Source organism: Streptomyces sp. P6-2-1, assembly GCF_050613165.1.
Lineage (GTDB): Bacteria > Actinomycetota > Actinomycetes > Streptomycetales > Streptomycetaceae > Streptomyces.
Map to the genome: position 1 here is coordinate 4649282 of NZ_CP192513.1, position 22945 is coordinate 4672226.

The window sequence follows — 22945 nt, forward strand, 5'->3', positions numbered from 1 at the left end:
TCCGCGGGTGAACCCGATGGGATTCGAACCCATGACACCTGGGACCTAAACCCAGTCCCTCTAGCCAGCTGGGGTACGGGTCCAGCGTCAGACTTGTATCACTTCCCGACCCTACCGGCAAAAGTGGCGGTCTGGCTGTGGCAGTTCGGGCACAGGCGGCGCAGGTTCTCCGCCCGGTTGTCCCGCCAGTCGCCGTTGATGTGGTCGATCTCCAACGCCAGCGGGCGCCCCCGGTACTCCCCTTTTAGGCCGCACTTTTCGCAGACGCGCGGGCGGCCGATGTCGTCCAGGGCGCGTCGGAGCATTGCCCCTGGGGTGCGCCCTGCCGTCGGTGGTTTCAGGACGAGCACCACTGAGGCCGGTTTGCGGGGCTGCGGAACGCCTTTCCTGCTCGCCCGACCCAGGAAGTGGGCCGTGGAGATGCCGTAGCGCTCGCATGCGCTCCGCAGCATTCGACGTGCGCTTGCACGGGGCTCCAGGCCGAGCGACCGGAGTGTCTCCGCGACGGACCTGGCCTCGGCGACCGCCTTGCGCACACTCTCCGGTGGCAGCTCCGCGATCGGGGGTTTCGTGCGCGGGAGGTGCGAAATATCGATGCCGAACTGCGCGATGCGCTGACGGACGAGGCTGTACGGAACGTCGCCGTCCGGCAGCCCCAGCCGAGTGCCCACCTCGCGCAGGCTGCCGGCCCCCCTGACCGCTTCGGCCAGCGCTTCTCGCGTGTACGCGATGGGTTTTCGCGCTGGAACGGCGCTAGGCCGGAAGTGGCTGGTGTCGATGCCGTAGTGCCGCAGCCGCCGCTCCACGTACCGCATTGCCGTCCTGGAGCGCGGGGCTTCGATCCGGTCCAGCAGGTCCAGCAAGCTGTCGCTGGCAGGAGCCTCGGCGGCGAGGACGGACCTGGGGTATTTCACGGCGCTCACCGCGTGCGCTTCTTGCGGCGGAAGGTGTCCGTCATCGAGTGGCAGTTGGGGCACAGCAATCGCAGGTTCTCGCCCCTGTTGTCCCGCCAGTCGCCACTGATGTGGTCGACTTCCAGACGCAGGGGCTCGCCCATCCATTCCGGGCCGATGCCGCAGTCGGCGCACACCTCTGGCCGACCGGTGCTCAAGAGCGCCCGTTTCAGCCTCTCCCCGGGCACCCGGCGCGTCCTGCCCGCCTCCTTGGCCAGGAGTTCGGCAGTCGTGCGCCTTCGGACGCCGTGGCGGGGCACACTGCCCCTGCTGCGCACGAAGTGCGACGTATCGATACCCAGCTTCGCGATGCGACGGCTCAGGTGCGTGTGCCAGCCACCCACCTGGTCCACCCCCAGGCGCGACAGCACCTCGTACATGGTGTGCGAGGCCGCCACCGCTTCCGCGAGTTCCGCGCGTGTCCACCGCCCGCGTTCGTCCTCCAAGCGGTTCAGGTCGAGCCCCATCGCGTTCATGCGGCGCCGCAGATACGTGCGCCGTTCCCGGTTCTCCAGGTCCACCCCCAGCCGCGTCATCACCTCCCGCAGTGTCAGGGCCCCCTCGAAGGCCGCCCGTAGTTCCTCGTCCGTGTACCTGGACCTCATTCCCACTCCCGTTCGACCGAGCGTCCACCTCGTGCAACGACACCCGTTCGAGTCCGGTTACCCCGGACGGCGGAACGCCCCGTACCTTCACCGGTACGGGGCGTTCCTCTTCGTACGAATCAGGTCATCGGCTCGTCAGAATTTCGGTTCCGGGGTCTGGGCCTGCACGAGTTCGACCGCCTCTTCCTCCGTCTCCACCGACGGCGGGGAGCCCGCCAGGGGGAGGTTCGCCGTTTCCTTGAGGCACAGGACGGCGATCACGCCCACCACCGCCGCGGCCGTCGCGTAGTACGCCGGCATCAGGTTCGTGCCGAAGGCGCTGATCAGGGCGGTGATCACGAGGGGGGTCGTGCCGCCGAAGATCGATGTGGCCAGGTTGTAGGAGATCGAGAGGGAGCCGTAGCGGACCTGGGTCGGGAAGATCGCGGGGAGCGCCGCCGACATCGTGCCGAGGAGGCAGACCAGCGAGAGGCCCAGGAGGAGCAGGCCCAGGGCGATCAGGATGACGCTGCCCTCGCGGATGAGCAGGAAGGACGGGAGGGACAGGACCAGGAAGCCGATCATCCCCGCCATCAGGAGCGGCCTGCGGCCCACGCGGTCCGAGAGGCGGCCCACCTGCTGGAGCAGGCACATCTGCACGACCATCACGAGGAGCAGGATCAGCAGCCCCTTGTTGGTCCCGTAGCCGAGTTCGTCGGAGAGGTACGTCGGCATGTACGACAGCAGCATGTAGTCGGTGATGTTGTACGCCGCCACCAGGGCCAGGCACAGCACGAGCGGCCGCCAGTACTGCGTGAAGATCTTGCCGAGGTCGGCCGCGGCCGAGGTCTCGACCGCGTCGGCGGCCTCGCTGGCCCGCACCTGACCGCCTTCCAGCTTCTGGAAGGCCGGGGTCTCGTCGAGCTTCATCCGCAGCCACAGGCCGATGAAGCCGAGCGGGGCGGCGACGAGGAAGGGGATGCGCCAGCCCCAGTGGAGCATCTGGTCATCGCTGAAGAAGGTGGTCAGGAGGACGACGAGGCCCGAGGCCGCGACGTATCCGGCGAGGGTGCCGAATTCGAGGAAGCTGCCGAAGAAGCCGCGTCGCTTGTCGGGCGCGTACTCGGCGATGAACGTCGAGGCGCCCCCGTACTCGCCGCCCGTCGAGAAGCCCTGGACGAGGCGGAAGAAGATGAGCAGGATCGGGGACCAGACGCCGATCGTGGCGTGCGAGGGGATGAGGCCGATCGCGAGGGTGCCGATCGACATCATGATCATGGTGATGGCGAGGATCGACTTGCGGCCGATCTTGTCGCCGAGGGGGCCGAAGACGGCGCCGCCGATCGGCCGGACGAGGAAGGCCACGGCGAAGGTCGCGAAGGAGGAGAGGAGCTGGGCGGTGTCGTTCCCCGAGGGGAAGAACACCTTGCCCAGCGTCGACGCGAGATAGCTGTAGATCCCGAAGTCGTACCACTCCATCGCGTTGCCGAGCATGGCCGCTTTGGTGGCCCTCTTGACCGCGGCCTCGTCGGTCACGGTGATGTCGCTGCGGCGCAGCCTGGGGTGGCGCCGTTTGTCGATCGCGCGGAAGAGCACCCGGTGGCGTCTGACCGCGGCGGGGTCCACCACCGGCTCGTCGTTGTCGGTCGCCGCCATGACGGTGTTCCTTTCGCCGGTCCTGTTTGCCAAGCTGAACACCTGCGCGCTTCCGCCGCGCTCAAACCCACTCGTTCAGCGGGCAGCGGATCGGCTACCGACAGTGACGATCGTGCCCGGTTTCAGGCGGTTTCGGTGAGACCCAGGTCACGGATGATCTTCGCGACGTGGCCGGTGGCCTTGACGTTGTAGAGCGCGCGTTCGATCTTGCCCTCCTCGTCCACGACGATCGTGGAGCGGATGACGCCGGTGACGGTCTTGCCGTAGAGCTTCTTCTCGCCGAAGGCGCCGTACTCCTCCATGACCGCCTTCGACGGGTCGGAGACGAGCGTGACCCGCAGGTTCTCCTTCTCGCGGAACTTGGCGAGCTTCTCGGGCTTGTCGGGCGAGACGCCGATGACGTCGTAGCCCTCGCCCGCGAGCAGGTCGAGGTTGTCGGTGAAGTCGCACGCCTGCTTGGTGCAGCCGGGGGTGAGCGCGGCGGGGTAGAAGTAGACGATCACTTTGCGTCCGCGATGGGCGGAGAGCGAGATCTCCTTGCCGTCGGCGTCCGGAAGGGTGAAGTCGGGGGCGGGGTCGCCGGGCTGAAGGCGCTCGCTCATGGGGTGCTCCTGTTTCCGGGGTGGTTCACGGGGTACATCGCCGAGCCTAAGCCAGCGCGCGGGCGGGGCCCGGCGCGCGCGTGGGCCCGTACAGGGGGTGCCGAGGGGTGCGCGGCCCGTACAGCTGACAGACTGTCGTGCTACGGGCCCCGAGCAGGGGTGCGGAGAGTGCACAGGAGCGACGGGTGTCCCCGATCAAGGGCCCCGGGACACGACGACGGAGGCAACGCGGTGTCGGAAGCGGATGCCAGGACCCCTGCGGAGATCGAGGCGGACATCAGGCGCCGGCGTGTGCTGCTGGCCGAGACCCTCGACGAGATCGGGGTGCGTGTGCACCCGAAGACGATCGTGGGCGATGCCAAGGCGAAGGCGAGGGGGAAGGTCGACCAGACCCTCGGGCGGGCGTACGTGGAGGCGAACCGCGCGCTGAGCGGGGTGCGCGCGCGGTTCGTGGACGAGGAGGGCAGCCCGCGCCCGGAGCGGATCGTGCCGGTCGCGCTGCTCGCGGTGGGCGTGGTCGGGCTCGTGGTGGCCTCGGGGCGCAGGAGCAGGAAGAAGTGAAGCGATCCGGGGGCCCGGCGCCGTTCCGTGCCCCGGGTACCGGGGTTCCGTACCGGCCGTGCGGGGCCCCGGGTTAGATTTCCTGGCGTGAGCGAGAACCACGGCACGAACCAGGCCCACGACGCGCAGGTGCACGACGACAAGCTGCCCATCAGGATGCTGCACGATCGCGTCCTGGTGCGGAGCGACAACCCGGAGGGGGAGCGCCGCTCGGGCGGCGGGATCGTGATTCCAGCGACGGCCGCCGTGGGGCGGCGGCTCGCCTGGGCGCGCGTGGTCGCCGTCGGGCAGAACGTGCGGACGGTGGAGCCGGGGGACCGGGTCCTCTACGACCCGGAGGACCGCGCGGAGGTGGAGGTGCGGGGCGTCGCGTACGTCCTGATGCGGGAGCGGGATCTGCACGCGGTGGCCGCCGACAGGTTCGAGGGCGCGGAGGACTCGACGGGGCTGTACCTCTGAATCTCCAACGCCCGCGTTTCCGGCGCCCGCGTCTCTGGCGCCCGCGTTTGGGACGCCCGTCTTGAGGGCCCCGGGATGGTGACAGGAGTCACCGGCCCGGGGCCCTCGGTGTTGCTAGCCTCGGAGGCATCCCGACGAGACGCGCCGTACCGGGTCACGAAAGACGACGCACCCTGTTCGCGCTCTTTCGTTCGGAGGTGCCCCGTCATGGCGTGGATCGCTGTGATCGTCGCGGGTCTGCTGGAAGTGGCCTGGTCCGTCGGGATGAAGTACACGCACGGTTTCACACGGCTCGTGCCGAGCCTGTTCACGGGCGCCGGGATCGCGGCGTCGATGCTGCTGCTCGCCTACGCGGCGAGGACGCTGCCGATCGGCACGGCCTACGGTGTGTGGGTCGGGATCGGCGCGGCGGGCGCCGCCGTGCTCGGCATGGTGGTGCTCGGCGAGCCCGCGACGGCCGCGCGGATCTTCTTCGTCTCGCTGCTCGTGGTGGCGGTGGTGGGACTGAAGGTCACGTCGGGTCACTGAGGCCGGTCCGGCAATTCCCGTCTGCCGCGCGGTGCCGGGGATCGTCGGACACGTCCCGGGCGGTGTCGGCGCGTATCCCCTCCCCTTCGGCTACGCCCACGAGAAGGCGCCGGTGAAGCGGGTAGCGACCGGCCGGGCGGCCCTGGAGGCGACCACACATTCCACGCCTGGAGCCGGACCCGGAAGCGCTGGACACCGCCGCTCGTTGAGGGCTGCGACCAGCACGTCGCCCCGGGAGCCGAGCTTCTGGCGCTCGTGTACCCGGTCGGCAGGGGCGGGCCGGCACCACGGGCTGTCGTGGCGGTGGCCCGCGGTGATCCGCAGGGCCGGCGGCCTCTGCGCCTGCTCGGTCACGAGGCGGATCTTCGTCGTCGGGCCACCTCGGGAACGCGCACGTCCCAGGTGATCAGGCCGTGTGCACACAGTGGTACGGGAGCGGGCGCCGTCCGGGTGGACGGCGCCCGCTCCCGCGCTCTCAGCCGCCGCCCAGGATGCCGCCCGGAGTGCCGCCGCCGGGCTGTTCGCCGCCGCCCGGGTCGCCGTTCGCGCCGCCGGGGTCGGTGCCGCCGGGGTCGGTGCCCGTGTTGTCGCCGCCGGGGTCCGTGCCGCCGGGCCCGGTGCCGGTGTTGTCGCCGCCCGGGTCCGTGCCGCCGCCGGTCGGTTCGCCGCCGCCGGGGGGTGTCGCGGTGCCGCCGGGGGGCGTGCTGCCCGTGGCGCCGGTGCCGTTCTGCTCGCCGGTGCCGTTCTGGTCGTCGGCGGGGGCCGACGGGGGCGGGCTGCTCCGGCCGGTCCCCGTGTCAGGGCTGGTGCTGCTGCTGGGGGCCTGCGAGACCGGGGGCTTGCGCTTGGCGCCCTTGGCGAGCTTGAGGTCGAAGTCGTGGGCCTTCGTGCCCTTGAGCGCCTGCTTGACGTACTGCGCCCAGATCTCGGTGGGCGGCCCGCCGCCGTTCATGCGGGCGACGCCGAGCGCTCCGTAGAGCGGGACGTGCTTGGCGGTCTTGGGGTCCTGGCCCATGACGGAGACGACCGTCGCGAGGTCGGGGGTGTACCCGGCGAAGAGCGCGGCGGTGTCCTCCTCCGCGGTGCCGGTCTTGCCCGCCGCCGGGCGCCCCGCGCCGCGGGCGGCCATCGCGGTGCCCTTCTCGACGACGCTCTGGAGGATGGACGTCGTGGTGTCGGCGGCCTCGCGCTTGACGGCCTGCGTGGAGTGGCGTCCGGGCAGCTCGACCCGCTTGCCGTCCCGGTCGGTGATCTTGAGGACGAGCTGTGCGGGGTTGTGCCTGCCGTGGTTGGCGAGGGTCGCGTACGCCTCGGTCATGCGCAGGATGCTCGGGGTCGCTGTGCCGAGCGCGATCGAGGGGTACGGCTCCAGGGACGGGGTGCCCTTGGCGAGGCCGAGGGCCTCGGCGGTCTTCTTGACCTTCGCGGGGCCGACGTCGACGGCCATCTGCGCGTACACCGAGTTGACGGACTTGTCGGTGGCGACGCTGACGGGGATCTGCCCGTAGTCGCGCTGGTCCTCGTTCTCGGGGCTGAAGGGGATGGCGCTGCCCTTGACGGGGCGCTTGCTGGTGCCGTCGTACATCGTGGCGGGCATGATCGTCTCGCCGCTCTGCGTCGTGGAGTGGTTCTCCAGCGCGGAGGTGAAGACGAAGGGCTTGAACGTGGAGCCCACCTGGAAGTCGGCGCGGGTCGCGTTGTTCGTGTACTGCTTGACCCAGTCGATGCCGCCGTACATCGCGAGGACCTGGCCGGTCTTCGGGTCGATGGAGACGGCGCCCGCGCGGACGTTGCGGTCGGCGGGGCGGTTCTTCTTGTCGAGCTTGTCGACGAGGTTGTCGTTGACCGAATCGACCAGGGCGTCCTGGTTGCTCTTCCTGAGCGTCGTGGTGATGCGGTAGCCCTGGTTGGCGAGGTGGTTCTTGTCGATGCCGTTCTCGGCGAGGTAGTTCTTGACGGCCTCGACGAGGTAGCCGCGCTGCCCGGAGAGCGAGGAATTGGTGCTCGTGGGCTGCTTGGGCGTCGGGAACGTCGCCCGCGCGCGCTCGGCCTTCGTCATCCAGTGCTGCTTGACCATGCCGTCGAGCACGTAGGACCAGCGGGCCTCGGCGGCGCGCTTGTTCTCGGGGTAGGCGACGACGTCGTACGCGGAGGGGGCGTTGAGCAGTGAGGCGAGGTAGGCGCCCTCGGGGACGGTGAGGGCGCCGACGTCCTTGTCGTAGTACGCGCGTGCGGCGGCCTGGAGGCCGTAGGCGTTGCGGCCGAAGTAGCTCGTGTTGAGGTAGCCCTCCAGGATCTCGTCCTTGCTCTTCTCGCGGTCGAGCTTGAGCGAGATGAAGAACTCCTTCGCCTTGCGCGTGACGGTCTGGTCCTGGTCCAGGTAGTAGTTCTTGACGTACTGCTGCGTGATCGTCGAGCCCGACTGCTTGCCCTTGCCCGTCGCGGTGTTCCACGCGGCGCGGATCATGGCCGCGGGGTCGACGGCGGACTCGCTGTAGAAGTCGCGGTCCTCGGCGGCGAGCACGGTGCGCTGGATGGGCTTGGGGATGTCGCTCAGCTTGACGTTGACGCGGTTGACGGTGCCGTCGCGGGCGAGGAGGGTGCCGTCCGCGTAGTAGTAGACGTTGCTCTGGAGCTGGGCGTCCTGGTTGCCCTCGGGGATGTCGGTGGTCGCGTAGCCGACGGCGAAGGCGCCGCCGAGGAGCAGGATCAGCAGGACGAGTCCGCCGAGGGTCATGCGCCAGGTCGGGAAGAGGCGGCGCCAGCCCTTGCGCTTGCGGGACTTGCGGCCCTTCTTCCTGGGCGGTTCCTCGCCGTCGCCGTCGCCCGTGGACAGGGCGGTGGCGTTGGTGTCGCCGGGGGGCGGGGGACCGGGCGGGCCCGCGGGGGTGGCGCCTGCCGCGGCGGCCGCGGGGCCGGTCTTCGGGGTTTTCCTGGGGCGCGGGGTGTCGCCGGGGACCCGCAGCTGGGTCGTGCGTTCGGCAGGGATCTCTTTCGGGGGATCGGCGGGGGAGGGCTTGGCGTCGGCGGCGGGCTTGGCCGGCTTGTCGTCTGCGGTGGGCCCGGCGTGCGCGGTGTGCTCGGCGTCCGCCGGGGTGGGCCCGGCGTCCCGGCCGGGCTTCGCGCCCGCGGCGGTCTCGGCGGCGGGGGGCTCGGCTCTCCCGGGCTTCACGGCGTCAGGCTTCGTACGCCCGGGCGCCTTGCCGTCAGGCTTCGTACCGCCGGACTCCTTGCCGTCAGGCTTCGTACGGTCCGAGCCCTCACCGTCCGGCTCCACCGCGTCGGACTTCGCGCCGTCGACCTTCGCGCCGTCGACCTTCGCGCCGTCGGACTTCCCGCCGTCCGGCTCGACTCCCTCGGGCTGCGGCTTCACGGCGCCCGGCTTCGCCTCGCCCGGCTTGCGCGCCGCCTTCTCGCCGCTGTCGCCGCCCTTCTCCCTGTCCCGTTCCCCGCCGCTTCCCTCCGTGCCCTCGTTCCCCTCGTCGCGCCGGGCTGCCCCGGTCTCTTCCGGCCGGGATGTCGTACCGTCCCCGGTGTGGTCGCCGTCGCCGTGCTGCTGCGGCTCGTCGGTCATGTTGTGCGGAACTCCTGCTTCGCTTCGTGCACCCGGTGCCCACGTACGCACCGAGGCGCGGGGCGGTCGGAACACGGTGCCCGCCTCTGCGGCTCGTGATTCCTCCCCCGTGTAAAACGCGTGGCGCGCGTGTACGGCTCCCCTCTAGGCTCGTGACTTTGGCCCGAGAGGCCGAATCCACACCATTCGCGCGGAAAATCCGCACCGAAAGAGAGGTGTCGTGCGCACCGTTCGGCTCTACGCGGCAGTCGCTGCCGGTGGGTTCCGCCGCTACGCGACGTACCGCTGGGCGACTTTCGCCGGGGTGTTCACCAACACGGTGTTCGGCGTCATTCTCGCCTATACGTATCAGGCGCTGTGGCAGGAACGCCCCCACCTGGGCGACTACACGCTCCCGCAGGCCCTCACGTACGTGTGGATCGGGCAGGCGATCCTGATGACGTCGATGGTGATGGGGAACGGGTTCGAGGCCGAGCTGATCGACCGTATCCGCGGCGGCGACATCGCCGTGGACCTCTACCGCCCTGTCGATCTCCAGACGTGGTGGCTCGCCGGGGACCTCGGGCGGGCGGGGTTCCACCTGCTCGGGCGGGGGATCGTGCCCTTCGCGGCGGGCGCCCTGCTCTTCGACCTGGCGGTGCCGTCCTCGCCCGTGCGCTGGCTGGCCTTCCTGTGCGCGATCCTGCTCGGGGTCGTGGTGAGTTTCGCGCTGCGGTATCTCGTGGGGCTCGCGGCGTTCTGGCTGCTCCACGGCGAGGGGATCATGGGGCTGCACGCCTTCGTGGCGATGTTCTTCTCGGGGATGGCGCTGCCGCTCAACGTGTTCCCCGGTGCGCTCGGCGAGGTGGCCCGCGCGCTGCCGTGGTCCTCGCTCGTGCAGGTCCCCGCCGATGTGCTCCTCGGTACGTACCAGGGGAGCGAGCTGCTCGGCGTGTACGGCTTCCAGGCGGGCTGGGCCGTGCTGCTGCTCGCTCTCGGCCGTGTCCTCCAGTCCGCGGCGACACGCAGGGTGGTGGTCCAGGGTGGCTGAGACGGACGGCCACACGGCGGTACGGGAGCGGGGCGCCCTGCGCGCGGGGCTGCGCGCGTACCGGCTCGTGAGCCTGATGTGGGTGCGCTCGATGCTCGCGTATCCCCTCTCCTTCGTCCTGAACGTCTTCGCGCAGGCCGCGATCACGGGCCTCGACTTCGTCGTGATCCTGTTGATGTTCTCGCACGTCGACGCGCTGGGCGGCTACCGTCTCGCGGACTTCGCCGTCCTGTACGGGCTCTCCTCGGTCTCCTTCGGGCTGTGCAACCTGTTCATCGGCTCGACGCAGCGGCTCGGCAGGCGGGTGCGCGACGGCACGCTCGACGCGCTGCTCGTCCGCCCGGCCCCGGTGCTCGCGCAGGTCGCCGCCGACCGCTTCTCGCTCAACAGGCTCGGGCGGACCGTGCAGGGCCTCGCTGTGCTGGTCTACGGGCTGTGCGCGGCGGGCATCGACTGGGACGCGGGCCGGGTCCTGGTCGTCCCGTACGCGGTGCTGAGCGGGGCGGCGATCTTCGCGGCCGTGTACGTGGCGGGGGCGGCCTTCCAGTTCGTGGCGACGGACGCGGCCGAGGTGGAGAGCGCGTTCACGTACGGCGGGCAGACGATGCTCCAGTACCCGCCGACGGTGTTCGCCAAGGAAGTGGTGCGCGCGGTGACCTTCGTGCTGCCGCTGTCCTTCGTCAACTGGGTGCCCGGCGCGTACCTCCTGGGCCGTCCCGCGCCGCTCGGGCTGCCCGCCTGGTGCGCGCTGCTGCCCCCGTTCGTCGCCGTCGTGGCGCTCGCGCTCGCGGGGCTCGCGTGGCGCGCGGGGCTGCGGGGTTACCGCTCGACGGGGAGCTGAGGAAGACGTGGCGCCCACGGGCACGGGCACAGGCACGGGCACAGGTACGGGCACGGACACAGATACGGGCACGGGCACGGGTACGGGTACGGGCACGCTACGGGTACGGAAGGAAGGAAACAGGTGGTGGAGAGCGAGCCGGGGGACGAGGACGTCATCGTCGTCGACGACCTGCGGAAGGAGTTCACGCTCCGGCGGAAGACCGCGTTCCTGCGGTACGAGAAGCGGGAGGTGCGGGCCGTCGACGGCATCTCGTTCCGGGTGCGGCGCGGCGAGATGGTCGGGTACATCGGGCCGAACGGGGCGGGAAAGTCGACGACGATCAAGATGCTCACCGGCATCCTCACGCCCTCGGGCGGCCGGCTGCGGGTCGCCGGGTTCGACCCCTCGCGGCAGCGGCTCGCGCTGACGCGGCGGATCGGGGTGGTCTTCGGGCAGCGCACGACGCTGTGGTGGGACCTGCCGCTCATCGACTCCTACCGGCTCGTGCGGCACCTGTACGACGTGCCGCTCGCGCGCTACCGCGAGACGCTCGACCGCTGCGTGGCGCAGCTGGAGCTGGGCGACCTGCTCGACGTACCGGTCCGGCAGCTCTCGCTGGGGCAGCGGATGCGCGGGGACATCGGCGCGGCGCTGCTGCACTCGCCGGACGTGCTGTACCTGGACGAGCCGACCATCGGGCTCGACGTCTTCTCGAAGGCGCGGGTGCGCGAGTTCCTGCGCGAGCTGAACGCGGAGCAGGGCACGACCGTACTGCTCACGACGCACGACCTGACCGATATCGAGCAGGTCTGCTCGCGGGTGATGGTCATCGACCACGGGCGGCTCGTGCACGACGGGGACCTCGCGGCGCTGCACGCGCAGGGCGAGAGCGAACGGATGCTCGTCCTGGACCTGGAGCGTGAGCTGCCCGCGGTCGACGTGCCGGGCGCCCGTACGGTACGGGTCGAGGGGCCGCGTCAGTGGCTCGCCTTCCCCGCCGGGGCCTCGGCCGCGCCGCTCGTGGCGCGGATCGCGGCCGACTACCCGCTCGCCGATCTCTCGGTGCGGGAGCCGGACATCGAGTCCGTCATCGCGCGGATGTACGCGCGAGGGAGGAGCGACGCGGTCGCTTCGTAGGGCGGCGGTCACCTCGTAGGCTGGTCGCATGACTGACGAGCGGGCCGAACTTCCGCCCAGAAAAACGGATATGACCAAAGCGCGCGCGGATGTGCCGCTCGCCCAGGGGGAGTTGCGCGCCTCGGACGCCGATCGGGAGCGTGTCGCCGAGCGCCTGCGCGAGGCCGTCGCCGAGGGGCGCATCGACATGGAGGAGTTCGACACGCGGCTCGGCGCCGCCTACGCGGCCAGGACGTACGGGGAGCTGGTGCCGCTCACGCGGGACCTGCCGGAGAGCACGGGGGGCGCGGGGAGCGTGGCGCCCGCCCAGGGGACGGGCCGGGTGGGGCGGGTCGGCGCGGAGGCGACCTCGCGCGGGGCCTTCGCGCTCTTCGGCGGCTTCGCGCGCAGGGGCCGCTGGGTGGTCGGGAAGGTCTTCACGGCCTTCGCGATGTGGGGCGGCGGCGAGATCGACCTGCGCGAGGCCGATTTCGAGGACCGCGAGACGGTGATCCGCTGCTTCACGATCTGGGGCGGCATCGGCGTCGTGGTCCCGCCCGAGCTGCGGGTACGGGTCACGGGCTTCGGCATCATGGGCGGCTTCGGCGGCGACCAGCTCTTCGACGGCCCGCCCGACTCGCCGCAGGTGACGGTGACGGGTTTCGCCCTGATGGGCGGGGTGGGGGTCCAGCGCAAGCGGCGGAAGGGCGAGAAGAAGCGGCGTGAGCAGCTCGGTCCCTCCGGGGGCGGCTCCCGGCCGGAGACCGGGGAGGACTGAGGAGCGAGCAGCGGGGCCCTGGGCGGGGCGGGTGCGGCCCCCGGGCGGGGCGGGTGGGGCCCCTGGGCGGGGCCCCGGTGGTTCACAACTGCGCGGGCGCGGCCCCCTTCAGGTCCGCCAGGTTCACCGCCTCGGCCATCCGGCGGTAGCCGTCGTCGTTGAGGTGCAGGTGGTCGCCGGAGTCGTAGGCGGGGGCGAGCCGTCCCGGGTGCGCCGCGTCGCGCAGGGCCCGGTCGAAGTCGGCGTAGGCGTCGAAGACGTTCCCCGCGCGGATCGCCGCGTTGACCGCCTGCCGGGTCTGCTCCCCGCGCGGCGTGTACCCCCGGTGCCCCTCGAACGGCATGAGCGTCGCGCCGACGACGTGCAGCCCCTTGGCGTGGGCGCGCGCGGTGAGTTCGCGCAGCCCGTCGACGATCCGCTGGGCGTCGTACTGCTGCGGGGCGCGCAGGATGTCGTTGATCCCGAGGTCGATGAAGACGGCCTTGACGCCGGAGCGGCCGAGGACGTCGCGGTCGAAGCGGTCGAGCGCGGCCGGGTTGTCGGCGGGGCGGCCCGTTCCCGCGAGCAGGACGCGGTTGCCGCTGATACCAGCGTTGACGACGCTGTAGCGCGGGGCGCCCTGCTCGGCGGCGAGGCGGCGGGCGAGGCGGTCGGGCCAGCGGTGGTTGGCGCCGCTCGTGGAGCGCAGCCCGTCGGTGAGCGAGTCGCCGAGCGTGACGAGGGTCCCCGCGAGGCGGTGGCTGAGGACGTCCACGGCGGTGACGTACCGCCAGTACGCGGACTGCGCCGTGTACGCGGCGCCGTCCGGGTCGGTCGTGCGGTCGCCCTCGGCCAGGTAGCTGGTCTGGCGGGCCTGCGCGTGGAAGGTGACGGGGCCGCTCGCGAGCGGTGAGTACGTCGTGACGAGGAGGTCCGCGTCGCCGGGGACCCTCATCCGCACCGCGTCGCTCACCCGCTGGCCGCCCGCCGGGATGACGACGGTGGTGCCGCCGCCGAAGGTGAGGCGGTGCAGCGTCCCCGCCGCCGCGGTCGGGTTGCCGGGCGCGGCGGCGAGCGCGACGGTCGCGCTCGTGATCGACAGCGGCTGCTGCCCGTACAGGTTCGAGAGCGTGACGCGCGTCGCCTCGCCGGGGACGGACGTGTGCACGACGTTGCGCACCGAGCGGCCGGCGAGGCCGTCGATCAGGGTGCCGGGCTCGGCCCCGCTCGGCGGCGCCGACCACGTACCGACCCAGGTGCCCGAAGAGGCCGGGGCGGCCGAGCCGCGCGCGGCGCGCGGGGCCGCGGTGACGGTGTCCTCGTTCTTGCTCCGCCCGGAGCCGGTCACGAGCAGGAAGATCGCGGTCGAGCACAGCACCACGAGGGCTGTGACGGCGGCGAGCACGCCATAACCGTGACGCTTGGTCATGTGCGGGGTTTCTCCTCGGACAGCGGGAGCCCGAGGCTCCGGTCGGACCATCCCATGATGCGACATGGGTGGGGGTCGGGCTGTGCGCGCCCTTCGTCCCGACAGACGCCGGGAATCGCAGATCCGTTCCCCCGGCGAACGGGACGGGGACAATGGGGAACGGCCCCCGCGCCCCCGAAGCCCAGCTCCGGGCGATGCGCCCGGGCCCGCGACAGCAGGCAGTGACCGGCCACGAGGGCGAGGGAAGGGCGGCGGGGCGATGGGGACGCAGGAGGAGGGTGAGGCGAAAATCACGGGGGCGGACCCGGCCCAGGGAACGGAACCGGGACGCGGAGCGGGAGCGGGACCCGGGCCGGAACCGGGACGCGGAGCGGGAGCGGAGGACGGCATGGGCGGAGCTTCTGGGGGGCCGGCGAGCGGCGGCGGTACGGAGCCGGAGGCGGGAGCGGACGGCGGTACGGGTCCGGGCGCCGACAGGGGTCCGGGCGCCGACAGGGGTTCGGGCGGCCCCGCGCGTCCGGGTGTCCCCGCCGGTCCCGGTGCCCCGAGTGGGCCGGGCGTCCCCGCGGACCCGGGCGCTCCTACGGACCCGGGCCTCCCCGCTGGCCCGGGCGTCCCCGCGGACCCGGGCGTCCCGCCCCGTAGAGGCTCCGTCGCCCGCGTACTCGGCGGTGCCCGCAGCCCCGTCGATCTCACCCCCGCCGACCTGGAGAAGCGCCGGGGCGTGCGGCGCATGAAGTCCTTCGCGCTCGGGCTGCTGCTCTTCGTCGCGGTCGTCTACGCGCTCGCGACGTGGCTCGGTCACCGTGGCGCGGGCTCCTGGACGGGGTACGTCGCCGCGGCCGCCGAGGCGGGGATGGTCGGCGCGCTCGCCGACTGGTTCGCCGTGACCGCGCTCTTCCGGCACCCGCTCGGGCTGCCGATCCCGCACACCGCGATCATCCCGCAGAAGAAGGACCAGCTCGGCGCCGCGCTCGGCGGCTTCGTCGGCGAGAACTTCCTCTCCGGTGACGTCGTACGGGACCGGCTGCGCGGGATCGGCATCGGGCGCCGCCTCGGCGAGTGGCTCGCCGAGCCCGCGCACGCCGACCGCGTGACGGCCGAGGCCGCGACGGCGCTGCGCGGGGCGCTCACGGTGCTGCGCGACAGCGACGTGCAGGCCGTCGTCGGCGAGGCGATCACGCGGCGGGCGAAGAGCGCGGAGGTCGCGCCCTCGCTCGGGCGGCTCCTGGAGCGCCTCGTGAGCGAGGGCGGGCACCGCAAGCTCGTTGACCTCGTGTGCGTGCACGCGCACGACTGGCTCGTGACCCACCGCGACTCCGTCATGGACGCGGTGCAGGGCGGCGCCCCCGGCTGGACCCCGCGCTTCGTGGACAAGCGCATCGGGGAGCGCGTCTACAAGGAACTGCTCCGCTTCGTCACCGAGATGCGCGACATGCCCGACCACCCCGCCCGCGACGCCGTCGACCGCTTCCTCGCCGACTTCGCTGCCGACCTCCAGGCCGACGGCCCGACCCGCGCCCGCGTCGAGCGCCTCAAGAACGACATCCTGGGCCGCGCCGAGGTGCAGGACCTCATCGCGACGGTGTGGGGCACGGTGCGCGCCATGATGGTCGCCGCCGCCGAGGACGAACGCAGCGAACTGCGCCTGCGCGCCCGCAGCGCCCTCCTCTCGCTCGGCGGCCGCCTGAGCGCGGACGACAGGCTGCGCGCGAAGGTCGACGGCTGGGTCGAGGGCGCCGCCGTCCACGTCGTCTCGACGTACCGCACCGAGATCACCTCGCTCATCACCGACACGGTCGCGGGCTGGGACGCCGAGCACACCTCGCGCAAGATCGAGGCGAACATCGGCCGCGACCTCCAGTTCATCCGCATCAACGGCACGGTCGTCGGCTCCCTCGCGGGCCTGGTGATCTACACGGTCTCGCACGCGCTGGGGGCCTGACCGGCCCCGTACGGGCGCGCCCGGCCGTCCCGTACCGGGCGCCCGTGCCCGTACCGCGCGGGGTGCCCCTCCCCGTACCGCGCCCGTCCCCGTACCGCGCGGGGTGCGCGTCCCCGTACCGCGCCCGTCCCCGTACCCCGGGGTGCCCGTCCCCGTACCGCCCCGCCTCGTGCGCCCACCCGGTCCCCGTCGCCACCCGGTCGGCCTCCCCCCGCCCCGTATGAGCGTGCGCCGTGCGGGCACCCGGCGCAGAGTGCGACCGCGCACCCGTCGCGGCCGCCGCTCACGAGGAGGTACCGGATCATGGCCCAGCCTTCCGATGAGCGGGCTTCCGGGGAGCCGGACGACGCGGCCGACATCGCGGCCCCCGGCCATTCGGGGCTCGGCACGATCACCACGTCCGTCCCCGCCCGGCTCGACCGCCTGCCCTGGTCCCGCTGGCACTGGATGATCGTCATCGGCCTCGGCACCGTGTGGATTCTCGACGGCCTCGAAGTGACGACGGTCGGCAATATCGCGGGCCGTCTCTCCGAGCCGGGGTCAGGACTGCCGATCACGTCCGCGCAGGTCACCGGGCTCGGAGCCGCGCTGTACGTCGCGGGCGCGTGCTCGGGCGCGCTCTTCTTCGGCTGGCTGACGGACAAGTTCGGGCGCAAGAAGCTCTTCATGGTGACGCTCGCGGTCTACCTCGGCGCGACCGCGATGACCGCGCTCTCCTTCTCGCCGTGGTGGTTCTTCCTCTTCCGCTTCCTGACCGGCTTCGGCATCGGCGGCGAGTACGCGGCGATCAACTCGGCGATCGACGAGCTGATCCCCTCGAAGTACCGGGGCCGCGTCGATCTCATCATCAACGGCAGTTACTGGCTCGGCGCGATCGGTGGCGCGCTCCTCTCGATCCTCGCGCTCAACACGGGCATCTTCCCGAAGGACGTGGGCTGGCGGCTCACGTTCGCGCTCGGCGTCGTGCTCGGCCTCGTGATCCTCCTCGTACGGCGGCACGTCCCGGAGAGCCCGCGCTGGCAGTTCATCCACGGGCACGGGGACGAGGCGGAGGGCCTGGTCGGGGGCGTCGAGAAGGAGGTCGAGGCCGAGAAGGGCAGGGAACTGCCGTCCCCGGCGGGCGAGATCACGATCCACGAACGCAAGAGCGTCGGCTTCGGCCTCATCGCCAAGACCGTCTTCGCGCACTACCCCAAGCGCGCCGTGCTCGGCCTGTCGCTCTTCATCGGGCAGGCCTTCCTCTACAACGCGATCACCTTCGGTTTCGGCGCGATCCTCACGAAGTTCTACGACGTCCAGAGCGGCCACACGGGCTACTACTTCGCCGTCATCGCCGCGGGCAACTTCGTCGGCCCGCTCGTCCTCGGCCACCTCTTCGACACCATCGGCCGCCGCGTCATGATCGCGGGCACGTACATCCTCCCCGGCATCCTGCTCTTCCTCACCGCGTGGCTCTTCGACCGGGGCTCGCTCAACGCGACGACCCTGACGGCCTGCTGGTGCGTCGTCCTCTTCTTCGCCTCGGCGGGCGCGTCGAGCGCGTACCTCACCGTCTCGGAGGTCTTCCCGATGGAGACCCGCGCGATGGCCATCGCCTTCTTCTACGCGATCGGCACGGCGGCGGGCGGTATCTCGGGCCCGCTCATCTTCGCCGACCTCACCGAGTCGGGCGTCCCGGGCGACACGGCGCTCGCTTTCTCGATCGGCGCGGGCCTCATGTGCGCCGCGGGACTCGTCGCCGCCTTCCTCGCGGTCGATGCCGAGGGCCGCGGCCTGGAGGACATCGCGGCACCGCTCTCGCAGACGGAACAGCCGCAGAAGGCGGCGTAGGGGGTACGGGGGCGGCTGCCGGCCGGTCCGGTACGGGGGCCGGGTGCGCCGACCGGTACGGGAGCTGGGTGCGCCGACCGGTACGGGGGCCGCCCTTCCTTCCCCCGAGCGCCCCGAGCGCCCCCGCCCCTGAGCCCACCGAGCCCCCCCCCGGGGCTCCGAGCCCCCCGGGCCCCCGAGCCCCTGAGCCCCCCGGGCCCCCTCACCGCATCCGCGTCGCCGCGATACCGCCGTCCACGTCGAGCGTCGTGCCGTGCACGAACGCCGCCTCGTCCGAGACGAGGTACCGCACCCCGTACGCGATGTCGACGGGCCGCACGGGCTCGCCCGCCGGGGTCCCCTTCGTCATCTCCGCGAGCGAATCGGCGCTCGCCGCTGTGCCGCGCGTCGCCGTCGCGCCGGGGGCCACGCCGTTGACCCGTACCCCGTGCGGCCCGAACTCGGCCGCCCACGCGCGCGTCAGCTGCTCGACCGCCGCCTTCGTCGCCGGGTACAGCGCCTTGTAGGGGACCCCGACCCGCGCCATCCACGAGCCCAGGTTCACGATCGCGCCCGTACCGCGCTCGGCCATGCGCGGCGCGAGAGTCGCGACGAGGACGTGCGGGGCGCGGACGTTCGTCGCCCACAGTGCCTCCATCTCCTCGTCGGTGACGGTGGGAGTGAGGAAGCCGGGGTAGACGCCCGCGTTGTTGACGAGGATGTCGACCCGGCCGCCGAGAGTCTCCTCGGCCCGCTCCGCGAAGGCGCGGATCTCGCCGGGCGCCGCGCCGAGGTCGGCGGTGAGCGCGTGCGCGCGCCCGCCGCTCGCGGTGATCGCGTCCACGACCCCCTGCGCGCGCCCGGCGTTCCTGCCGCTCACGAGGACCTCGGCGCCCGAGGCGGCCAGGACCCGCGCGACGGCCTCACCGATCCCCCCTGTCGAGCCGGTGACCAGCGCGGTGCGCCCGGAGAGGGCGGAGTCGGAGGGGAGCGATGCCAGGATTTCTTCGTTCGTACGCATACCTCCAGCTTTTCCCCCCAGGCCCACGCTTCCCTTGCCTGAACCGCTCATCGGCTTGCCGGATCACGCCACCGGCCCCCGCACGGCGGGGGAGGGTGCCCGGATACGGCGTGCGGCCCGGATACGGTCGGCGCATGGACGAAGCGATTGCCCGGAGCCTCGGCCGCGCGGCGGACGTCGTGGCGCGGCGCGCGGACGACAAGGCGACGGCGGAGCGGCTCGGGCTCCGGCTCAGCCGCCTGCGGACCATCCCGCGCGGACTCGCCTACCAGCGGTACACGCCGTCGCTTTCGGTCGTCCTCGCCGGCCGCAAGCGCTCGGTCGTCGGGGACGACGACCGGGTCTGGGGCCCCGAGCGGTTCTTCATCACGCCCGTCGACCTGCCCGTCCTCTCGGGCGTCGTCGCGACGGACGAGCGGTACGGGTTCCTGTCGGCGCGCTGGCAGCTCGATCCCGCCCTCGTCACGGAGGTCGCGGCGGCGGCGCCCCGTACGGGCGGGCCCGCCGACGGCGGCGCGGCGGAACCGCTCGACCGGCTCGGCACCTGGACCCCCGCGCTCGCCGACGCCTTCGCCCGCCTGCTCGGGCTCCTCGACGAGCCCGAACACATCCGTCTCCTGGCCCCGCAGTTCGCGCGCGAGACCGTGCTGCGTCTCCTCGGGACCGCGCAGGCGCCACGCGTCCTCGCCGCCATCGGGGCGCACGACCCCGTCGTGCCCCGCGCCGTGCGTCTCCTCACCGAACGCATGGCCGAGCCGTGGACGCTCGACGTCCTCGCCGCCGAGGTGAGCGCGAGCAGGGCGACCCTGTCCCGGCGCTTCAAACGGGCCACGTCCATGACGCCGATGCAGTACCTCAAGCGGCTCCGCCTCGGCGAGGCGCGCCACCGCATGGTCGTGCGCGGCGAGGCGGCGGCGCGCGCCGCTTCGGCGGTCGGCTATCGCAGCGCCCCGCACTTCTCGCGCGACTACCGCCAGGTGTACGGGGACTCACCGGCCGCCGACGCGGCCCGCGCGCGCGAGGAGCTGCGCGACTGGCGGAGTTGAGGCGGCGGCGGGCGAGGGGAGACGGGGCGACGGCGGCGGTGCGCGGGGCCGCGGGGCGGACGGCAGGCGGTACGGACGGCAGGCGGGGCGGCGGTACGCGGGCGGGCGGCCGGCGGCCGGAGGGTGCGGCCGCCGGGCGGGCGGTACGTGTCCGGCGCCGCCCCGTCCGCGTACGTACCGCCCGCTCCGTACCCGCCCCTTACCCTCTCGCCTCAGCTCGTCGCGTACACCGCGAGTCCCGCCAACTGCCCTGCGGGCCAGCCCGTGTTGGCGGTGATCCGTACCCGTACGTACCGGACGTTCGCCGTCGAGGCGAGCGTGACCGTGACGCTGTTCGCGTCCTTGGCCGGGTCGAAGACGCGTCCGGCCGGTGCGGAGAGCGAGGTGAAGGCGGAGCCGTCGGCCGAGCCGAGTACCTCGACGGTCTGCGTCCGCTTCTCCCAGGCCGTGTCGGGCGGCAGCGAGAGCACGAGCCTGCGGACGGGCCGGCTCTCGCCCAGGTCGACCTGAATCCACTGCGGGAAGCTGTTGTTGGGGCTCTCCCAGTACGAACGCGGGTCACCGTCCACGGCGTTGCCCGGCCCGTAGCCCTGGGTCTGCCCGCTCGCGGTCGCCCCGCGGAGCAGGGCGAGGTCACCGGTGGGGAGTTCGGGCTCGCCGCCGCCGTTGCCGACGACGGTCGGCGTGGGCCGTGTTTCGGTGAGCGGGATCTCGCCCTTGAGCAGCTTCCCGCCGTCACCGGTGAGCCGGAGGTAGTAGTCCGATGAGCAGGGCGTGCCGTCCTCGTCGAGCGCCTTGATCCCGGAGCCCGCGGGCACGTCGGCGGCGGTCGCCGCGGTCTTCGCGATCTGGTTCGCCTCGTTGTACTCGTCGAACATCGAGATGTAGATGCCCTGCACCCCGACGCGCTTCATGTTGTAGAACTGCCGCCACATGAAGTCCCCGTGGGCCCGCGCCCCGCCCTGGAGATCCCCCGGCAGGACACACGGCTGGTAGTCCACGCCGTTCGCGGTGCAGTCGGCCTGGTCGGGGGTGTTGACGTTCGCGTAGAAGTTGTCCGCGTCGGCGACCGAGCCGATGCGCCCGACCATCCACGGCGAGAGCATGTCGAAGGCGTGGTACACGTCCATGTACCCGGCGCGCGAGTCCTCGACGCCGCGCCGCCAGTGCGTCGGCACCCCGCCCATCACGTAACACCCCTGGTCCTTGAACCAGTTGACGACGTCGAGGCAGACCTCGGCGGACCACGTCTTATTGGGCTCGTTGAAGCCGAAGCCCCAAATGCCCACCACCGGCTTGCCGTTCTGGTACGCGTACGCCGAGGAGTCCGTGTAGGCCCTCATCTTGCTCAGCCAGTCGGCCTTCATCTCCGGCTGCATGTTCGTCCACCCGGTGGCGTCGTACATGATGTAGAACTTGCGCCCGTGCTCCTCGGCCGCGAGCCGCACCTTCTCGGCCATCGCGTCGCGCGTCGCACCCTCGCCCCCGTTGGGGTTGAAGCGCTGGAGCGCGGCGGTGTCGATCCCGTACTCGCGCATCCAGCGGAAGTGCGTGTCCACGGTCTGCTGGTCGTAGGAGGAGAAGAGGTTCGCGGGCTTGCCGTTGCCGAGCGCGGGATACGCGCTGCGGTACGTGTGCGCGTACTCGCTCACGTCGGGCCAGCTGACGATCGCGGTGTTGCTCGGGGACGGCGGCTGGCCCCAGTTCTGCGACCAGTGCCACCAGCCGTCGATGGGCGCGCCGTCGCCCGAGCAGGCGAACCAGCCCTGATAGCCGACGGTGATCTTGCCGACGACGTCCCCGGGCGGCGAGGCGAGGGGCGCGGCGGCGGGAGCGTCCTCGGCGGCACGCGCGGTGCCGCCCGCCGCCGCGGCGACGGCGCCCGCGACCAGCGTGCCGGCGACGAAGGTGCGGCGGCGCAGACCGGAGGACGGAGCGGTGGCGGGCTCGTGCGCGGTCTCGGACGGGGGCGCGGGCGTGGGCACTGATGCGGACATGGGCATGTCAGACATGCGTTCCTCGCAATGCGGCTCGGCGGTGGGGGACCTGCGGGGAGAGCACGCGGCGGCTCGGGCTCCGCCGGTGACCGTACGACCCCCGCGACCCACCGACAAGACGGCGGTACGCAAATTCATGACTGCATGCCACAACTTTCCGATGCCAACACGCAAATTCTCTGGGGAACCGGCACCCTCTCCCCGCGCCCCCCGCCCCCGCACCCGGGACCGGACCCCCGGACCCCCAGGACTAACCTCGAACACTGAACAAAGCAGACATCCACCACCGCACCGACCCAGGAGGTCACCCGATGCCCACCCTCCCCTCCGCCCCCATAGCCGCCGCCGGCCTCCTCGGCGGCTACGCCACGGCCCGCTTCACCAAGAACCGCCGCCTGGGCGGCGCGGTCCTCGCCGCCGCCGGCACGGTCACCCACCTCCAGTGGCGCCGCACCACCACCCCCCGCACCGCCACCGCCCTCACCGCCACCTACCTCACCGCCTTCGGCGCCTCCCACCCCCTCGCCAAAAAACTCGGCGCCTGGCCCTCGGTAGCGGTCGTCACGGCGGCCACGGCGGGAGCGGCATGGATCATGGCGGACAGGAAGCGGAAGGGCTGAGCGCTCCTCGCCGCAGGGCGTACGCGTGATGGGTGGCCTCCCCGGGGAGGCCACCCATCACGCGTATCAGGCGGTGGGAGGCTTGGTGAACTGGTGCGCCATCTCCACGATCCCTGAGCCCTCGAACCTCGTGACGACCCCGTCCGTGCCGATGAGAGCGGACAGGGCGACGTGCCGGCCTTCCCGAACGCTCACCGTGTACTCGACGGAGGTGCCGGGCTCCGTGCACTCGGGCCGGGCGCTTTCACGCTGCGCAAAGTCGGGCATTTAATGCCTTTCTATAAATAAAGCCACTTTTGACGTATCCGTTTCGCTCGTCGAGCGGGGTTGTCGTGCCCGCCTCCGTCCCCGTTCCCCCGCCGCTCCGCAGTGTTCGCGGGTGTCGTTTCCTCGGCGCCCCGTGAGGCGCGCGTTGTCCCGGAGCGTACACGAACG

General features: G+C 72.1%; 20 protein-coding genes, 1 tRNA gene and 1 riboswitch. Of the genes, 11 read left to right on the forward strand and 10 right to left on the reverse strand.

Annotated features, from left to right (window positions below):
• Positions 1 to 8: 8 nt before the first annotated feature.
• From ACQYWQ_RS19950 to bcp, 5 genes are all read right to left on the reverse strand, one after another.
• Positions 9 to 83, reverse strand: a tRNA-Leu gene (locus tag ACQYWQ_RS19950).
• 15 nt (positions 84 to 98) lie between these two features.
• Positions 99 to 923, reverse strand: coding sequence for an HNH endonuclease signature motif containing protein (locus ACQYWQ_RS19955; RefSeq protein WP_431036310.1), 825 nt, complete (start codon positions 921 to 923; stop codon positions 99 to 101).
• Positions 920 to 1558 carry an HNH endonuclease gene (locus ACQYWQ_RS19960; protein WP_431036311.1) on the reverse strand — a complete coding sequence of 213 codons (639 nt, stop codon included), beginning with the start codon at positions 1556 to 1558 and terminating at the stop codon, positions 920 to 922. The genes ACQYWQ_RS19955 and ACQYWQ_RS19960 overlap by 4 nt, the downstream gene beginning before the upstream one ends.
• Before the next feature lie 135 nt (positions 1559 to 1693).
• A complete protein-coding gene (locus ACQYWQ_RS19965; RefSeq protein ID WP_431036313.1) occupies positions 1694 to 3193 on the reverse strand; it encodes an MFS transporter in 1500 nt (499 codons plus the stop codon).
• Positions 3194 to 3315: 122 nt separating this feature from the next.
• Complete coding sequence (bcp, locus tag ACQYWQ_RS19970; protein WP_431036315.1) at positions 3316 to 3795, reverse strand: thioredoxin-dependent thiol peroxidase; 480 nt, start codon at positions 3793 to 3795, stop codon at positions 3316 to 3318.
• A 231-nt stretch (positions 3796 to 4026) separates the two neighbouring features.
• Here bcp and ACQYWQ_RS19975 point away from each other — a divergent pair, with 231 nt between their 5' ends.
• The 3 genes from ACQYWQ_RS19975 to sugE all read left to right on the forward strand — a co-directional run bounded on the left by ACQYWQ_RS19975 (position 4027) and on the right by sugE (position 5343).
• The gene (locus ACQYWQ_RS19975) at positions 4027 to 4356 is read left to right on the forward strand and encodes a DUF3618 domain-containing protein (RefSeq protein WP_431036317.1); all 330 of its coding nucleotides are present in this window, start codon (positions 4027 to 4029) and stop codon (positions 4354 to 4356) included.
• 156 nt (positions 4357 to 4512) lie between these two features.
• Positions 4513 to 4815: a GroES family chaperonin gene (locus ACQYWQ_RS19980; RefSeq protein WP_050776883.1), complete on the forward strand. Its 303-nt coding sequence runs from the start codon at positions 4513 to 4515 to the stop codon at positions 4813 to 4815.
• 112 nt (positions 4816 to 4927) lie between these two features.
• Positions 4928 to 4988: riboswitch (guanidine-III (ykkC-III) riboswitch) on the forward strand.
• Positions 4989 to 5022: 34 nt separating this feature from the next.
• The gene (gene sugE, locus ACQYWQ_RS19985; protein WP_431036319.1) at positions 5023 to 5343 is read left to right on the forward strand and encodes a quaternary ammonium compound efflux SMR transporter SugE; all 321 of its coding nucleotides are present in this window, start codon (positions 5023 to 5025) and stop codon (positions 5341 to 5343) included.
• A gap of 475 nt (positions 5344 to 5818) precedes the next feature.
• Here sugE and ACQYWQ_RS19990 read toward each other — a convergent pair whose 3' ends face one another.
• Complete coding sequence (locus ACQYWQ_RS19990; RefSeq protein ID WP_431036320.1) at positions 5819 to 8917, reverse strand: transglycosylase domain-containing protein; 3099 nt, start codon at positions 8915 to 8917, stop codon at positions 5819 to 5821.
• Positions 8918 to 9137: 220 nt separating this feature from the next.
• Here ACQYWQ_RS19990 and ACQYWQ_RS19995 point away from each other — a divergent pair, with 220 nt between their 5' ends.
• From ACQYWQ_RS19995 to ACQYWQ_RS20010, 4 genes are all read left to right on the forward strand, one after another.
• Complete coding sequence (locus ACQYWQ_RS19995) at positions 9138 to 9947, forward strand: ABC transporter permease (protein ID WP_431036322.1); 810 nt, start codon at positions 9138 to 9140, stop codon at positions 9945 to 9947.
• Complete coding sequence (locus ACQYWQ_RS20000) at positions 9940 to 10788, forward strand: ABC transporter permease (protein WP_431036323.1); 849 nt, start codon at positions 9940 to 9942, stop codon at positions 10786 to 10788. Before ACQYWQ_RS19995 ends, ACQYWQ_RS20000 begins: the two co-directional genes overlap by 8 nt.
• 126 nt (positions 10789 to 10914) lie before the next feature.
• Complete coding sequence (locus ACQYWQ_RS20005; protein ID WP_431039263.1) at positions 10915 to 11907, forward strand: ABC transporter ATP-binding protein; 993 nt, start codon at positions 10915 to 10917, stop codon at positions 11905 to 11907.
• Between the two features lie 70 nt (positions 11908 to 11977).
• Positions 11978 to 12664 (forward strand): DUF1707 SHOCT-like domain-containing protein, encoded by a 687-nt coding sequence (locus tag ACQYWQ_RS20010; RefSeq protein WP_431039264.1) that lies wholly within the window; start codon positions 11978 to 11980, stop codon positions 12662 to 12664.
• Between the two features lie 82 nt (positions 12665 to 12746).
• Here ACQYWQ_RS20010 and ACQYWQ_RS20015 read toward each other — a convergent pair whose 3' ends face one another.
• Complete coding sequence (locus tag ACQYWQ_RS20015) at positions 12747 to 14072, reverse strand: SGNH/GDSL hydrolase family protein (RefSeq protein ID WP_431036324.1); 1326 nt, start codon at positions 14070 to 14072, stop codon at positions 12747 to 12749.
• 388 nt (positions 14073 to 14460) lie between these two features.
• On the opposite strand from ACQYWQ_RS20015, the gene ACQYWQ_RS20020 reads away from it, so the two are divergent.
• Both ACQYWQ_RS20020 and ACQYWQ_RS20025 read left to right on the forward strand, forming a co-directional pair.
• On the forward strand, positions 14461 to 16017 hold the full coding sequence (locus ACQYWQ_RS20020; protein WP_431036326.1) for a DUF445 family protein: 1557 nt from the start codon (positions 14461 to 14463) through the stop codon (positions 16015 to 16017).
• 303 nt (positions 16018 to 16320) lie between these two features.
• Entirely contained in the window at positions 16321 to 17847 is a 1527-nt protein-coding gene (locus ACQYWQ_RS20025; RefSeq protein WP_431036327.1) for an MFS transporter, read from the forward strand.
• Positions 17848 to 18049: 202 nt separating this feature from the next.
• Here the strand turns inward: ACQYWQ_RS20025 and ACQYWQ_RS20030 are convergent, their stop codons facing one another.
• On the reverse strand, positions 18050 to 18847 hold the full coding sequence (locus tag ACQYWQ_RS20030) for an SDR family NAD(P)-dependent oxidoreductase (RefSeq protein ID WP_431036329.1): 798 nt from the start codon (positions 18845 to 18847) through the stop codon (positions 18050 to 18052).
• 134 nt (positions 18848 to 18981) lie between these two features.
• Here ACQYWQ_RS20030 and ACQYWQ_RS20035 point away from each other — a divergent pair, with 134 nt between their 5' ends.
• The gene (locus tag ACQYWQ_RS20035) at positions 18982 to 19893 is read left to right on the forward strand and encodes an AraC family transcriptional regulator N-terminal domain-containing protein (RefSeq protein ID WP_431036331.1); all 912 of its coding nucleotides are present in this window, start codon (positions 18982 to 18984) and stop codon (positions 19891 to 19893) included.
• A 212-nt stretch (positions 19894 to 20105) separates the two neighbouring features.
• On the opposite strand, the gene ACQYWQ_RS20040 is transcribed toward ACQYWQ_RS20035, so the two are convergent.
• On the reverse strand, positions 20106 to 21896 hold the full coding sequence (locus ACQYWQ_RS20040) for a discoidin domain-containing protein (protein ID WP_431039265.1): 1791 nt from the start codon (positions 21894 to 21896) through the stop codon (positions 20106 to 20108).
• A 305-nt stretch (positions 21897 to 22201) separates the two neighbouring features.
• Here ACQYWQ_RS20040 and ACQYWQ_RS20045 point away from each other — a divergent pair, with 305 nt between their 5' ends.
• Positions 22202 to 22510, forward strand: coding sequence for a hypothetical protein (locus ACQYWQ_RS20045; protein ID WP_431036332.1), 309 nt, complete (start codon positions 22202 to 22204; stop codon positions 22508 to 22510).
• Between the two features lie 66 nt (positions 22511 to 22576).
• Here the strand turns inward: ACQYWQ_RS20045 and ACQYWQ_RS20050 are convergent, their stop codons facing one another.
• A complete protein-coding gene (locus ACQYWQ_RS20050) occupies positions 22577 to 22777 on the reverse strand; it encodes a hypothetical protein (RefSeq protein WP_431036334.1) in 201 nt (66 codons plus the stop codon).
• Positions 22778 to 22945 lie beyond the last annotated feature (168 nt).